At 65.7% G+C, this 14,597-nt stretch carries 14 protein-coding genes; all 14 read right to left on the reverse strand.

From position 1 onward, the window contains the following. Positions 1–76: 76 nt before the first annotated feature. A complete protein-coding gene (locus ACPTTF_RS09825) occupies positions 77–1,225 on the reverse strand; it encodes an ATP phosphoribosyltransferase regulatory subunit (protein WP_423371069.1) in 1,149 nt (382 codons plus the stop codon). Positions 1,226–1,339: 114 nt separating this feature from the next. Continuing rightward, the gene (locus ACPTTF_RS09830; protein WP_011352254.1) at positions 1,340–1,531 is read right to left on the reverse strand and encodes a DUF2065 domain-containing protein; all 192 of its coding nucleotides are present in this window, start codon (positions 1,529–1,531) and stop codon (positions 1,340–1,342) included. 36 nt (positions 1,532–1,567) lie between these two features. Further along, on the reverse strand, positions 1,568–2,467 hold the full coding sequence (gene hflC / locus ACPTTF_RS09835; protein ID WP_166965734.1) for a protease modulator HflC: 900 nt from the start codon (positions 2,465–2,467) through the stop codon (positions 1,568–1,570). A 15-nt stretch (positions 2,468–2,482) separates the two neighbouring features. Beyond that, entirely contained in the window at positions 2,483–3,829 is a 1,347-nt protein-coding gene (gene hflK / locus ACPTTF_RS09840; protein ID WP_423371070.1) for an FtsH protease activity modulator HflK, read from the reverse strand. 47 nt (positions 3,830–3,876) lie between these two features. Further along, positions 3,877–5,052, reverse strand: a complete 1,176-nt coding sequence (hflX, locus tag ACPTTF_RS09845; protein ID WP_423371870.1) for a GTPase HflX — start codon at positions 5,050–5,052, stop codon at positions 3,877–3,879. 72 nt (positions 5,053–5,124) lie between these two features. Beyond that, positions 5,125–5,364 (reverse strand): RNA chaperone Hfq, encoded by a 240-nt coding sequence (gene hfq / locus ACPTTF_RS09850; protein ID WP_006399927.1) that lies wholly within the window; start codon positions 5,362–5,364, stop codon positions 5,125–5,127. A gap of 155 nt (positions 5,365–5,519) precedes the next feature. Then, entirely contained in the window at positions 5,520–6,857 is a 1,338-nt protein-coding gene (der, locus tag ACPTTF_RS09855) for a ribosome biogenesis GTPase Der (protein ID WP_166965740.1), read from the reverse strand. 247 nt (positions 6,858–7,104) lie between these two features. Further along, a complete protein-coding gene (bamB, locus tag ACPTTF_RS09860) occupies positions 7,105–8,250 on the reverse strand; it encodes an outer membrane protein assembly factor BamB (protein ID WP_423371071.1) in 1,146 nt (381 codons plus the stop codon). Between the two features lie 41 nt (positions 8,251–8,291). Beyond that, positions 8,292–8,921: a tetratricopeptide repeat protein gene (locus ACPTTF_RS09865; RefSeq protein ID WP_423371072.1), complete on the reverse strand. Its 630-nt coding sequence runs from the start codon at positions 8,919–8,921 to the stop codon at positions 8,292–8,294. A gap of 55 nt (positions 8,922–8,976) precedes the next feature. Next, on the reverse strand, positions 8,977–10,317 hold the full coding sequence (gene hisS, locus ACPTTF_RS09870) for a histidine--tRNA ligase (protein WP_011352261.1): 1,341 nt from the start codon (positions 10,315–10,317) through the stop codon (positions 8,977–8,979). A gap of 20 nt (positions 10,318–10,337) precedes the next feature. Continuing rightward, positions 10,338–11,642, reverse strand: a complete 1,305-nt coding sequence (gene ispG / locus ACPTTF_RS09875; protein WP_166965746.1) for a flavodoxin-dependent (E)-4-hydroxy-3-methylbut-2-enyl-diphosphate synthase — start codon at positions 11,640–11,642, stop codon at positions 10,338–10,340. A gap of 112 nt (positions 11,643–11,754) precedes the next feature. Beyond that, positions 11,755–12,783 (reverse strand): helix-turn-helix domain-containing protein, encoded by a 1,029-nt coding sequence (locus ACPTTF_RS09880; protein WP_423371073.1) that lies wholly within the window; start codon positions 12,781–12,783, stop codon positions 11,755–11,757. Positions 12,784–12,947: 164 nt separating this feature from the next. Continuing rightward, positions 12,948–14,087, reverse strand: coding sequence for a 23S rRNA (adenine(2503)-C(2))-methyltransferase RlmN (gene rlmN / locus ACPTTF_RS09885; protein ID WP_166965750.1), 1,140 nt, complete (start codon positions 14,085–14,087; stop codon positions 12,948–12,950). 55 nt (positions 14,088–14,142) lie between these two features. Continuing rightward, complete coding sequence (gene ndk / locus ACPTTF_RS09890) at positions 14,143–14,568, reverse strand: nucleoside-diphosphate kinase (protein ID WP_011352265.1); 426 nt, start codon at positions 14,566–14,568, stop codon at positions 14,143–14,145. Positions 14,569–14,597 lie beyond the last annotated feature (29 nt).

The raw sequence follows: 14,597 nt of genomic DNA on the forward strand, positions 1-14,597 counted from the left end.
TGTTCGCGGGCGATTCCGAATTTTTCCGTTTAGCTTCAACGATATGCACGCCGAAGCACGTCCCGCGAACGCCTGTTTACCGGGGTTCGACCACCCATGCACCGTCGCGCTCGACGAGCGACCGGTCGCAGGCGAACTCGTCGAGTACATGATCGTGGCCCGGCAGCGCCTGGATCACGACCTCGCCCGCATCGCGCAGCGCCGCAACGGCTGCGCTCAGCGCGTCGTCCTGCGCCCACGGCGCGAGAATCGCGGTACCGCGTGCCTCGACCGGGGAAATCCGTGCGAGTTCGCGCAGGTCGAGCGAGAAGCCCGTGGCCGGACGGGCACGGCCATACGCCTGGCCGACGTGGTCGTAGCGACCGCCCCGTGCGATCGCGTTCGGCACGCCGTCGATGTAGGCGCTGAACATCGCGCCGCTGTGATACGCATAGCCACGCAGATCGCCGAGATCGATCGCCACTTCGGCACCCTTCGCCTGGGCCGCGAGCTGCGCCAGATCGTCGAGCGCCCGCGTGATTTCCGGCAGCACTGGCAACTTCGCCCGCGCCTCGGCGAGCACGCTCGCGTCGCCATAGAGGTGCGGCAGCGCGCGCAGCGCGGCGCGCGTATCGGCGCCGAGATCGTCGGTGAGTTCGTTCAGCAGTGGCACATCCTTGCCCGACAGTGCGTCATACAGCGACTCGCCGCGCTCGGCAGCCTGCGCGTCGCGCGCCAGCAGCGCCGCGAGCACGCCCGCGTGGCCGAGGTCGAGACGGATGCGCGACAGGCCCGCGAGATGCAGCGCATCGAGCATCAGTTGCTGGATCTCGAGGTCGGCTTCCAGCCCGGCATGACCATAGATTTCCGCGCCGATCTGGATCTGCTCGCGCGTCGCGTGCAGGCCGCGCGGACGCGTATGCATCACGTGACCCGCATAGCAAAGGCGCGTCACGCCCTGGCGATTCAACAGGTGCGCGTCGATCCGCGCGACCTGCGGCGTGATGTCCGCACGCAGGCCGAGCGTGCGGCCCGACAACTGGTCGACCAGCTTGAAGGTGCGCAGGCGCAGGTCGGCGCCGCCGCTCGTCAGCAGCGACTCGAGATACTCGAGCAGCGGCGGCATCACCATCTCGTAGCCATACGAACGGAAGCGGTCAAGCAGCCTGCGGCGCAGCTCCTCGATCTTGCGCGCTTCCGACGGCAGTACGTCGGCGATATTCTCGGGAAGTAACCAGGTCGACATCGGTACGGTCCTACGACAGGAAACAGCGCGCGACACGCGCGCCGCGATGTGAATCGGAAATTCTGAATTCGGGCGGGACGAACGGCGGATGCGCCGTCCGGATCTGGTCCCCGGTCAGGTAGCGAGCAGCAGCAGTATGAGCCCGAGCACCATCACGATCAGCCCGCCGATCCGGATATGATGCGGCGGCCGCTCAGCTATTCTACGAAACGTGTCGCGCCAGGCGACGGGAAACACGAAGGGGAACGCCCCCTCGATGATCAGCATCAGCGCTACTGCGAGCAACAACGAGCCAGCCAGGTCCATGCGAGCGACGGCGCCGCTCGACGCGGCGCCCCAAAGTCAGTGTTTGCGGGGAGCAGGCGCCGCCGGTGCGGCACCGCCCGTCGGACTGCGCATGAAGCGGAAGAACTCGCTGTCGGGATCGACGACGATGATGTCGTTGCGCTTGAACGTGTTCCGGTAAGCCTGCAGGCTCGCGTAGAACTGATAGAACTGCGGATCGCGGCCGAACGCGTCGGCGGCAATCGTCGCGGCCTTCGCGTCGCCCTCGCCCTTGATCGTCTGCGCGGACTTGTACGCGTTCGCGAGCACGGCCTGCTGCTCGCGTTCGGCGTCGGCCTTGATCTGCTCGACGTCGGCCGTGCCTTGCGCACGCACCTGTGCCGCCTGATCGCGCAGTGCGCCGATCATCCGCTGATAGACGGCATCGGTCTGCGCGGCCGGCAAGTCGACGCGCGTCAGCTGGACATCGACCACGTCGACGCCAAAAGCGGATGCCTTTGCCTTCACTTCGTCGCGGGCCGCATCAGCGATCGCGCGCTGGCCGCCGAGCGCATCGTCGAGCGCATGCTTGCCGAACGCGTCGCCGAGTGCACTCTTCAGTGCGCCGCCCAGACGTTCGCCCGCTGCCGCCGGGTCGCCCCCCGTCGCCGTGAAATACTTCATCGGATCGCTGATCCGGTACTTCACCGCATAGGCGACGAGCAGGTCGTGCTTGTCTTCCGTTGCCAGTTGCAGCGGATCCGACGACTCGAGCGATTGCAGGCGCGTGTCGATCAGCGTGGCCGTCTGCAGCGGCGGCGGCAATTTGAAATGGATGCCGGGCCCCGCCAGCTCGGGCTGCGCGCCGTCGCGCCCCGACAGCACGGCTGCATGGCGCGGATCGACGGTAAGGACGGTCGAGGATGCCGCGAAGGCAACGATCACGATTGCGACGACGAGCGCAATGATTCGGTTCATGTTCTGCGCTCCCCGTTACTTCGTATCGTCTTCGCGCGACCGGCTGCGAAACGCTTCGCGCGATCGCAGCACGTCGTTGCCCGACGCCGCCGCAGCCGACGCCGCACTCGCGGGTGCCGCTGCAGTCGGCGCGACGGCGGTCGGTGCCGACGCCGCATCGGGTGCGGACGCGGACGCGCCGTTGGACGCCGCGGCGTTTTGTCGCCCCTGCTCGACGAGCTTGTCGAGCGGCAGATACACGACGCTGTTGCCGCCCTTGTTGCCGACGAACACCTTCGTCGAGTTCGAATAGATTTCCTGCATCGTCTCGAGATACATCCGCTCACGGATCACCGCAGGCGCCTTCGAATACTGCGCATAGACCTGCTTGAAGCGGTCGGCATCGCCTTCGGCTTCCGTGACCACGCGATCGGCATACACCCTTGCTTCGTCGACGAGCTTCGCGGCATCGCCCTGCGCCTTGGGCAGCAGGTCGTTCGCATACGCCTGCGCGGCGCGCTTCGCGGCCTCGCGCTCGTCACGCGCCTTGGCGACTTCGCCGTACGCGGCCTGCGTCTGCTCGGGCGCCGCAACGCTCTGCATCGTGACGGCCGTCACCTCGAGCCCCGACTGGTAGCGATCGAGATCGCGCTGGATCGCGGCGGAGAGCTGCTCGCGCAGCGCGTCGCGGTCCTGGTTCAGCACGTCGGCCGCGCTGCGCGTGCCGACGATCGCGCGTACCGCAGCCTGGGCGGCCTGCGAGACGCTGCGCTCGGGATCGACGCTGCGGAACAGGTAATCGGTCGCGGAACGGATCCGGTACTGGACGATGAAGCGCACGTCGACGATATCGGCATCACGCGTCAGCATCGCTGCTTCCTTCACGTTCGCGAGACGCACGACGTTGTTGCGGCCGATCTCGATCGAGCGAACCTGCGTCGTATCGACGATCTCGTGCGACGCGAACGGATACGGCGCGCGCCAGTGCACGCCCTGGCCGACCGTGCCGGACAGCTTGCCGAGCTGCAGCACGACGCCCGTCTGGCCTTCCTGCACGACGAACAGCCCGCTGCCCACGTAGACCGCGACCAGTACGCCGATCACGATGCCTACGCCGACTCGCGCGGCTCGCCCGTTGTCAGGACGGAAACCGTTGCCGCCCTTGCCGCCGAACAGGCCATTCAGGCGCCGGTTGAAGTTGCGCCACATCTCGTCGAGGTCGGGCGGACCATCGCCGTCGCCGCCTTGCGGACGCTTCGATTCGTTCGGACGGGGACGGGATCCGTCTTTGCCATTGCCTTCGCCGCGTCCCCAGCGGGGATCGTTGATCGACAGCAAGGCGCGCATCCGCCGCCAGGTACTCCGCTCGTTGTATTCGTTCACCAGAGTTTGTTCACCAGATAAGACGCCGGCGAACCGGCCGGGACCGGTTAGCGCCCGTGTTCGGAAATCGTGTGGTCTTCGTGTGGTTCAGCGGGTGCGCCGTCGAGCGCGCCGCTGGGTAACGTCGCGCTGGAGAGGTGTTCCGCGGAGGCGATTTCGGCGATGGCGGCACGCAACGTATCAAGACCCTGACCGGTGCGCGCGCTCAAAAAGACGCGCGAAATATTACCATATTCGTCCCGCTCGACCGCGTCGCCGCGGGCCGCCAGCTCGGGCACGGCGTCGATCTTGTTGAACACCAGCACCTGGCGGATCGTGTCCGCGCCGATTTCGTGCAGCACGCCGTTGACCTGCTCGATCTGCTCGAGCCTGACCGCGCTCGATGCATCGACCACATGCAGCAGCAGATCCGCGTGAATCGTTTCCTCGAGGGTCGCACGGAATGCAGCGACCAACTGGTGAGGCAACTCGCGGATGAACCCGACCGTATCCGACACAACGATCTGGCCGACCTCGTCGCCGAGGTACACGCGCCGCGACGTCGTGTCGAGCGTGGCGAACAGCTGGTCGGCCGCATACGCCTGCGCTTTGGTCAGCGCATTGAACAGCGTCGACTTGCCCGCGTTCGTATAGCCGACGAGCGACACCGACATCGTGCCGCTGCGCGCGCGCTGACGGCGTTGCGTGCTGTGTTGCCGGCGCAGCCGGTCGAGCCGCGCCTTCAGCATCTTGATGCGCTCGCCGATCAGCCGACGGTCGGTTTCGAGCTGGGTTTCGCCGGGGCCGCGCAGGCCGATACCACCCTTCTGCCGTTCGAGGTGGGTCCACGCGCGAATGAGTCGCGTCGACAGGTACTGAAGCTGCGCGAGTTCGACCTGCAGCTTGCCTTCGTGGCTACGGGCGCGCTGCGCAAAGATGTCGAGGATGAGACTGGTGCGATCGACCACACGCCTGTTAAGTGCCTGCTCCAGATTACGTTGCTGGGCCGGCGCCAGTGCGTGGTTGAAGATGACGATTTCGACGTTGTGCGCGTCGCAGGCGAGCCGGAGTTCTTCGGCTTTGCCGCTGCCGATGAACATCTTGGCATCGGGACTGGCGCGACGACCCGTGAGGGTGACGGCGGGACGGGCCCCCGCGCTGGAGGCGAGAAGACTGAGTTCTTCGAGACTGGCTTCGAAATCGGTCTTGCCGAAATCGATGCCGACGAGCGCTGCGTTGATCAAATTATCGGGTGTCAAGATAAGGCGGCTGGCATCGGTCGCTCGCGGCGACCGGATGCCGGCCGCTGCGATAGGTTAGGACGAGGCTTCCGCGTCCGGGTGGAAATTCACCGGACGCGCCGGCACGACCGTCGAGATGGCGTGCTTGTACACCATCTGGGTCACCGTATTACGGAGCAACACGACGTACTGGTCGAACGATTCAATGTTCCCTTGAAGCTTGATGCCATTGACGAGGTAGATCGAAACGGGAACGTGCTCTTTGCGCAGTGCGTTCAAAAACGGGTCTTGTAACAATTGCCCTTTGTTGCTCATGGCGTACTCCATCTTTTTTTGCAGGTTGATCTGGATTGGCGGCGAAGAAAAAGAGATCCGGCGCCAATCGCTACACTATAGCCGATTTTGCCTGGCCAGCCCGGGGCATAGGCCTTGCGGCCGACCCCTTGCATAACGGGTGTAACAGGCGTGCTTCAGCTCTTGTCCGCGTACGGATTGTTCGACGAACGGAACTCTATGCGCAATGGAGTCCCCGTCAGTGAGAAAGTTTCGCGGAACCGGTTTTCCAGGTAACGCTTGTACGTTTCCGTCACGGCGTCGAGTGCATTGCCGTGGATGACGATGATCGGCGGATTCTGGCCGCCCTGGTGCGCGTAGCGCAGCTTCGGACGCACCGGGCCGCGACGGCGCGGCTGCTGGAACTCGACCGCCTCGATCAGCGCGCGCGTGAGCTTCGGCGTCGGCAGCTTCGCCATTGCCGCCGCGTACGCGTCGTCGACCGAGCGCATCAGCGTGCCGATGCCCGTCTTCTTCGTGGCCGAAATGAAGTGCGATTTCGCGAAGTCGAGGAATTTCAGCTTGCGGGTCAAATCCGCTTTCGCCCGATCGCGCGCATGCTCGTCGAGCCCGTCCCACTTGTTGACGCCGATCACGAGCGCGCGGCCCTGCTCGACGACGAAGCCGGCGATGTGCGCGTCCTGGTCGGAAATGTCCTGCTGCGCATCCAGCAGAAGAATGACGACGTTCGCGTCGGAGATCGACTGCAGCGTCTTCACGACCGAGAACTTCTCGATCGCCTCGAACACCTTGCCGCGGCGCCGCAGGCCGGCCGTGTCGATCAGCGTGTATTTCTTGCCGTTACGCTCGAAGTCGACATAGATCGAATCGCGCGTCGTGCCCGGCATGTCGAACGCGATCACGCGATCCTCGCCGATCAGCGCGTTGACGAGCGTCGACTTGCCGACGTTCGGGCGACCGACGATCGCGATCTTGATGCCGCGCGACGGGTCGTTCTCGTCCTCTTCCGCCGGACGGTCCGCGTACGCGACCTCCAGCGCTTCGTTGATCATGTCGGTCACGCCGTCGCCGTGCGCGGCCGAGATCGCGCGCGGGTCGCCGAGCCCGAGCTCATAGAAGTCGGTCGCGACCGCCGTGTACTTCATCCCCTCCGCCTTGTTGACGACGAGGAAGATCGGCCGGCCGGTCTTGCGCAGGTAGTCGGCGATCGACTTGTCCTGCGGCGCGAGCCCGTTGCGGCCGTCGACGATGAACACGACGACGTCGGCTTCCTCGACGGCCTGGCGCGTCTGGCGCGCCATCTCGTGCAGGATGCCGTCCTTCGCGACGGGCTCGAAGCCGCCGGTATCGACGACCAGGTACGGCCGCTCGCCCGTCCGCCCTTCGCCGTAATGGCGATCGCGCGTCAGGCCCGGCAAGTCGGCGACCAGCGCATCACGCGAACGTGTGAGCCGGTTGAACAGCGTGGATTTCCCCACATTGGGGCGCCCAACAAGGGCAATGACCGGTTTCATCTGTGTTTTCTACGGTGAAGCGCAGCAGCGGGAGGCCCGCTGCTGCGGGCGGCTGCGCTGAATGAAAATATCACGAATTCGCGCAGCGCCGGATGCGCGCGCCGGGCGCGCGTTACGCGCCGTCGTCTTTCGTCTCGAACTGCCTTTCAAATACCGAGCGGCCGGGAGCACCGGCCGCCTTCAAGTCGCGCGAGCGCGGCGCGCGGGACAAGCCCGTCGCGCCGCGCTCGCGCATGTTTCCTGCGCGTCAGCGCGGACGGAACCCGTACAGGCCGCCGTCCTTCGTCTGCACGACGAGCGTATTGCCCGCGAGGACCGGCGCCGCCGTAATCGCGCTGCCGTCGGTCTTCATCCGTGCGATGAAGGTGCCGTCTTCACGCGACAGGAAGTGCACGAAGCCCTTGTAATCGCCCATCACGACCGCGTGCCCGAGCAGATACGGCACGCCGACGTCACGGCTCTTCAGCTTGTCGTTGCGCCAGAGCTGGTTGCCCGAAGCGGCATCGTACGCGGTCACGACCGACCAATCGTCGCCGCCGGCGACGACCGAATCGTCCTGCGCGAGGCCGCTGCGGCTCGAGAACGCCTTCTCCCACAGCGGGCGCCCCGAGTTCGCATCGAAGCAGCCGAGCTGCCCCTGGAACGTCACCGCGCAGGCTTCCGCGCCCACGAGCGTCGGCGGGCCGCTGACGTCGTTGATGCGCTCGACCTCGGTCACGCCCTTCGGGAACGACACCGGTGTCTGCCAGAACGGCTCGCCCGTCTGCAGGTTGATCGCGACCAGTCCGCCGCCGGGGAAGCCCGCCAGCACCGCCGCGTCACCCGCGAACGTCATGCCGGCCGACACGCGCAGGTTCAGCGGCACCGCGCGGTTGCGGTAGTTCCACTTCTGCTCGCCCGTCTGCGCGTTGAACGCGATCACCTGGCCGTCGATCGTGCGGACGACCACCAGGCCGTTGCCGACGAGCGGCGGCGAGAAGATCTCGCCCTGCACGCTGGTCTTCCACAGTTGCTTGCCGTCCGGACCCAGCACGAACACGCCGCCCTTCAGCGCGCCGACCGCGGTCAGGTTGCCGTCGCTGCCGACACCGGCCGACAGGTCCGAACCGACCTTCGAACGCCAGAGCGTCTGGCCCGTCTTCGCGTCGATCTTCTCGACCGAACCGTTTTCGCCCGCCGCATAGACGGCATCGCCCACGGCCACCGGCGAGAACAGGTAGCGCCCGCCCTTGCCGACGCTCGCCTTCCAGACCTGTTGCACGTCCATCACGGGCTTGAACTCGGTGAGCGGCGTCGGCACGCGGCGCGCGTCCTTCGACGACGAGCAGGCCGCCAATGCGAGGACAGCCGCCGCGCAGGCAACGGGCACAGCGTAACGTTTCAGCAAATTCATCGGTTAGCGAAGCAGAGTTAAGAGGTTGAGGGGACCGGGGTTCAGCCGCCGAGCGCGTCCAGCTTGAACTGCACGAGCTGGCGCGCAGACTGGTCGTCCTTCGACAGGCCGTCGAGCGCGAGCTTGTAAGCGGCACGCGCGTCGTCGGTCTTGCCTTGCGCGGCAAGCAGATCGCCGCGGCGATCGGCCACGAGGCCCTTGAATGCGTCGACCGGCGTACCCGACAGCAGCGCGAGGCCCGCGTCGTACGCCTTCTCGTCGAGCAGCAGCGCAGCGAGACGCAGCTTCGCGATCTGCTTGTACTCGTCATCCTTGGCGTGATCGGCAGCCCATTGCAGCTGCGCCTTCGCACCTGCCGCGTCGCCGGCCGCGTAAAGCGTCTTCGCAGCGGAGAGCGCCGTCATCTGCGCATACGGCGTGCTGCCGAACTTGTCTTCCATGTCGGCGGCCGCACGAGCCATCGTCGCCTTGTCGTTCGCGGCGGCAGCCTTCTGGACCTGTTCGTACAGCCCGGACGCCTCGGCAGCCTGACGGCGCTGCCAGTAGTTCCAGCCATTGAAACCGGCCGCGACGACGAGCGCCGCGAGCACGATCCACGTGGTGAGGTTGCCCCAGCGGGCCCACCACGCCTTGAGACTTTCAATCGATTCTTGTTCGTCGTGATAACTCATCGGCGAGCGATTCCTTCCTGTTCAGGCCTTTCTTGTCGAGCGGATGCCGGCGCGATCAGTCGTCGCCGTCTTCGGCGGATGCAACCATCGCATTGATTAGGAATTCGGTCAAGCCTTCGACCGGTACGGTCTGCTGAACGTTCTTTTCCCCATCTCCGCCCGCACCGCGCAGCGCCTTCACGCCCACCGTACCGTTCGCAACCTCTTCTTCGCCGAAGATCACCGCGAACGCGGCGCCGCTTGCGTCGGCCCGTTTCATTTGCGACTTGAAGCTCGCCGGCGCGCCGTCGGCGCTGCAGTGGAAGATCACGTCGAGACCCGTATCGCGCAGGCGCTCGGCCGCGATGAACGCCTGTTCGCGCGCGGTCTCACCCTGGTGCACGACGTACACGTCGACGCCTTCCTGCTCGGGCGCGAGATCGTCTTCCTTCAGCAGTTCGAGGATCCGCTCGATGCCCATCGCCCAGCCGCACGCCGCGGTCGGCTTGCCACCGAGCTGCTCGATCAGCGGATCGTAGCGCCCGCCCGCCGCAACCGTGCCCTGCGCGCCGAGCTTGTCGGTCACCCACTCGAACACGGTCAGGTTGTAGTAGTCGAGGCCACGCACGAGACGCGGGTTGATCTTGAACGGGATGTTGTTCGCGAGCAGCAGGCGCTGCAGCCCTTCGAAGTGCGCGCGCGATTCGTCGCCGAGGAAGTCGATCAGCTTCGGTGCGTTCTGCGCGATTTCCTGCAGCGCGGGATTCTTCGTGTCGAGCACGCGCAGCGGGTTCGTATACAGACGGCGCTTCGCATCCTCGTCCAGCACGTCGGCGAACTGCTCGAGGTACTTGATCAGTTCGACGCGGTGTGCGGCACGCTCTTCCGCAAGGCCGAGCGAGTTGATCTCGAGCTTGATGCCGGTCAGGCCGAGGTCATCCCACAGGCGCTGGCACATCATGATGATCTCGGCATCCGCATCGGGGCCCGCGAAGCCGAGCGCCTCGACGCCGACCTGGTGGAACTGGCGATAGCGGCCGCGTTGCGGGCGCTCGTGACGGAACATCGGGCCGATGTACCACAAGCGCTTCGGGCCGTCGTACAGCATGTTGTGCTCGATCGACGCGCGCACCACAGCCGCGGTGTTTTCCGGGCGCATCGTCAGGTTCTCGCCGTTCAGCGCGTCGGTGAAGCTGTACATCTCCTTCTCGACGATGTCGGTGACTTCGCCGATGCCGCGCGTGAAGAGCTGCGTGTGTTCGACGATCGGCGTGCGGATGTTCTGGTAGCCATACGCGCGCAGCAGCGATTTCACGGTAGCTTCGAAGAATTCCCACAGGCCGGCATCCTGCGGAAGGATGTCGTTCATGCCTTTGACGCCGGTGAGCTTCTCGATCTTGCGTTTCTGTTCAGTCATCGTTCGTGTGTGTGGACGAATTAGTTCAGGGCCTCGGTGCGGCCGTAATTGCGTGCGACGTAGTCGCTGACGATCTGCTGGAATTCCTCGGCGATCCGCTCGCCGCGCAGCGTCTTGACCTTCTCGCCGTCGATGAAGACGGGCGCGGCCGGGTTCTCGCCCGAACCCGGCAGGCTGATGCCGATGTTCGCGTGCTTCGACTCACCCGGGCCGTTGACGATGCAGCCCATCACCGCGACGTTCATCTTCTCGACGCCCGGGTACTCCTTGCGCCAGACCGGCATCTGCTCACGCAAGTAGGTCTGGATCTGCATCGCGAGCTCCTGGAACAGCGTGCTCGTCGTGCGGCCGCAGCCCGGGCACGCGATCACCATCGGTGCGAACGAGCGCAGGCCCATCGTCTGCAGGATTTCCTGGCCGACGATCACTTCGCCCGTGCGCGGCGCGCCCGGTTCCGGCGTCAGCGAGATGCGGATCGTGTCGCCGATCCCTTCCTGCAGCAGCACGCCGAGTGCGGCCGTCGACGCGACGATGCCCTTCGAGCCCATGCCGGCTTCGGTCAGCCCGAGGTGCAGCGCGAAGCCGCAGCGGCGGCCGAGCTCGCGGTACACGGCGATCAGGTCCTGCACGCCGCTGACCTTGCACGACAGTACGATGCGGTCACGGCCGAGGCCGAGTTCGACCGCACGTTCGGCCGACCCGATCGCCGACTGGATCAGCGCCTCGTACATCACGCTTTGCGCGCCCCACGGCTGCGAGCGTGCACCGTTCTCGTCCATCATGCGCGCGAGCAGGTCCTGGTCGAGGCTGCCCCAGTTCACGCCGATTCGCACGACCTTGTCGTACTTGGCCGCGGCCTCGATCATCAGCGCGAACTGCGTATCGCGTTTCGCGCCCTGGCCGACGTTGCCGGGGTTGATCCGGTACTTCGACAGCGCCTCCGCACAGCCCGGGTAATCGCGCAGCAGCAGGTGGCCGTTGTAGTGGAAATCGCCGACGAGCGGCACGGTCACGCCCATGCGGTCGAGCTGCTCGCGGATCGCCGGCACGGCGGCCGCGGCCTCGGGCGTGTTGACCGTGATGCGCACCAGTTCGGAGCCTGCGTTCGCGAGTTCCTTGATCTGGATCGCCGTGCCGATCGCGTCGGCCGTGTCGGTATTCGTCATCGACTGCACGCGCACCGGCGCGTCGCCGCCGATCGTCACGAGCTGCCCGCCCCAGCGGACATCCACCGCATGCGATACGCGGCGCGGCTGATGCCCGCCGAACACCGGCTCGGTTGAACAAATCTGACTGCTGCGTGGGGATTGAGCTTCGGATTGCATCGATAGATCCATTTACGCGGAATGCGCCGCGACGCGGCGCATGAATTGAAAAAGCGCCGTGCCCTCACGGCCTGCCGATATCGACGACAGGCCTTCGCCACGGCGCTTGACGTCAGGGCAACGTGAACCGCGCCACGTTACCCCGCGCTGCCGAATATTTTGCCGGATCGACGGGTTTCCCGTCGAACGCAACTGCGTCGAGGCCTGCCTTGTTGCCGATCGTGACCTTGAACGGCCCATCGCCCGCGACCTGCTTCGCCTCGCCGCCCCGCACCAGCCCGGAGAACAGCTCCTTGCCGTTCTTGTCGCGCACGCTGAACCAGCTGTCCTGCTTGACCTTCAGTTCCACCATCGACTGGCCAGCCGCAACCGCGACGCTCGCCGGCTGAGCCGGCGCGGCGGCGCTTGTCGCCGTCGTTGCCACGACGGGCTGCGACGCGGCCGCCGTCACGACCGGCGCCACCGGCGCGGGCGCCGGAACAGCCGATGCAATTGCCGGCGCCGGGGCTGCGGATGCAGCAACCGGGGCCGGAACCTCATTCGCAATCACGGCAGACGCGCCGCTCGAGGCCGCCTCTTCGACGGATGACGAGGATGCCGCCGCCGGTACGCTCGCGGCCGACGCATGCTCCGCGTCGCCGCTCTTGAAGCGCGCGAGCAGGCTCGACGAATCGCCGCCAGTGTGCCACATCAGTACTGCAACCACCGCGACCACGACGATCGCCGTGCCCCACAGCCACGGATGATGCCGCGACGACCCGCCCAGCGGAATCGACACGCGGCCGCGCGGCAGATCCGTCCCCGACGACGCGGGCATCGACAGGTCGACTTCCGGCACCCCGCGCTCACGACGCAACGCCTGCGCGAACGGTTCCGGATCGACGCCTAGCATCTTCGCGTAGCTGCGCACGACGCCGAGCGCGAACGTGACGCCAGGCAAATGGCTGATGTCACCCGCCTCGAGCGCCCGGAGCTTCTGCGGTGCGACCTTGAGTCGCGCCGACACGTCGTCGACGGTCCACCCCCTTGTCTCCCGAAGCTGCGCCAGCCGGCTGCCGACCGCCGCAAGCGATTCCAACCCTGCCGGTGCCGGCTTCGCGCCATTCGTCTCTGCGCCGTTAGACGGCTGCGGCTCACTCATCCTTGTCCTCGCGTCGATTCTTCTTCACTGGCGGCCGCCATCGGCTCCCGCCGGCCGGCACCCGCAACTGTCCATACCATGCGCGACGCCGAGGCGCCGCGACCGATCGCTATTCGCGTGTTGTACCGCCAACAGGCCCTGGCATCCCCGGCCAGGCATTCCTGTCAAACTGCCCGAACTTCGATGATTTTTCCTGCAGTACCCGTTCGTTCCGCAAGGCGCGTGCGATCCTTCACCGCGCCGGCCAGCTGGCCGCACGCGGCATCGATGTCGTCGCCGCGCGTCTTGCGCACGGTCGTGACGACACCCGCGTCGATGAGGACCTGTGCGAAGCGCTTGATCTGCTCCGGCTTCGAGCGGATGAGGCCCGATTCCGGAAACGGATTGAACGGGATCAGATTGAACTTGCACGGCACGTCGCGCGTGACGGCCAGCAATTCGCGCGCATGCGCTTCGGTGTCGTTGACGCCGTCCAGCATGCAGTATTCGAAAGTAATGAAGTCGCGCGGCGCGACTTTCAGATAACGCTGGCAAGCCGCCATCAGCTCGCGCAGCGGATACTTCTTGTTGAGCGGCACCAGCTCGTCGCGCAGCGCATCGTTCGGCGCGTGCAGCGAAACGGCCAGCGCAACCGGCAGCTCGGCACCGAGACGGTCCATCATCGGCACCACGCCGGACGTCGACAGCGTGACGCGGCGGCGCGACAGGCCGTACGCATTGTCGTCGAGCATCAGCCGCATCGCCGGCACGACTGCGCTGTAATTCAGCAGCGGCTCGCCCATGCCCATCATCACCACGTTGGTGACGACCCGTTCGGCCTTGCCGTTCGGGCCGGGCGCGCGGCCCAGCGACGCTCGCAATGCAAATTCGGCCATGCGGAGCTGGCCGATGATTTCGGCTGTCGACAGGTTGCGGGAAAAGCCCTGCTTGCCCGTCGAACAGAAGCGGCAGTTGACCGCACACCCGGCTTGCGACGACACGCACAGCGTGCCGCGCGTCTCTTCCGGGATGAACACGGTTTCGACCGCATTGCCGTTTCCGACGTCGATCAGCCACTTGCGCGTGCCGTCGGCGGAAACGTGATCGCTGGCGATCTCGGGCATGCCGATCGACGCGCGGCCCTTGAGTTTCTCTCTCAAGGACTTCGCGAGATCGGTCATGCCGTCGAAATCGCCAGCGTTGTACTGATGGATCCAGCGCTGCAACTGCTTGGCGCGGAACGGCTTCTCGCCGAGGCTGCCGCAGTACGCGACAAGACCCTCGGCATCGAAGTCGAGAAGATTGACGGAAGTTTCGCTCGTCATGATGTGCTGCCTTGCCGCGTGCGCTGGATCCTGCCTACTTGCTGTCAGCCAGGGCTTAACGCGAGTAAACGTTCATTTCCGGGAAGAAGAACGCGACTTCGACCGCTGCCGTTTCTGCAGCGTCCGAGCCGTGAACGGCGTTCGCGTCGATGCTGTCGGCGAAATCGGCGCGGATCGTGCCCTTTTCTGCCTTCTTCGGATCCGTTGCGCCCATCAGGTCACGGTTCTTCAGGATCGCGCCTTCACCTTCCAGAACCTGGATCATCACCGGGCCCGAGATCATGAAATCGACGAGGTCCTTGAAGAACGGACGCGCTGCGTGAACCGCGTAGAACTTCTCTGCGTCAGCACGCGACAGGTGTGCCATGCGCGATGCGACGATCTTCAGGCCGGCGCCTTCGAAACGGCTGTAGATCTGGCCGATCACGTTCTTTGCCACCGCATCCGGCTTGATGATCGACAGGGTGCGCTCGATTGCCATAAAAACTCCAAGAAATTAAGAAGTTACAG

It is taken from the genome of Burkholderia crassaminum, from assembly GCF_964265005.1.
Lineage (GTDB): Bacteria > Pseudomonadota > Gammaproteobacteria > Burkholderiales > Burkholderiaceae > Burkholderia.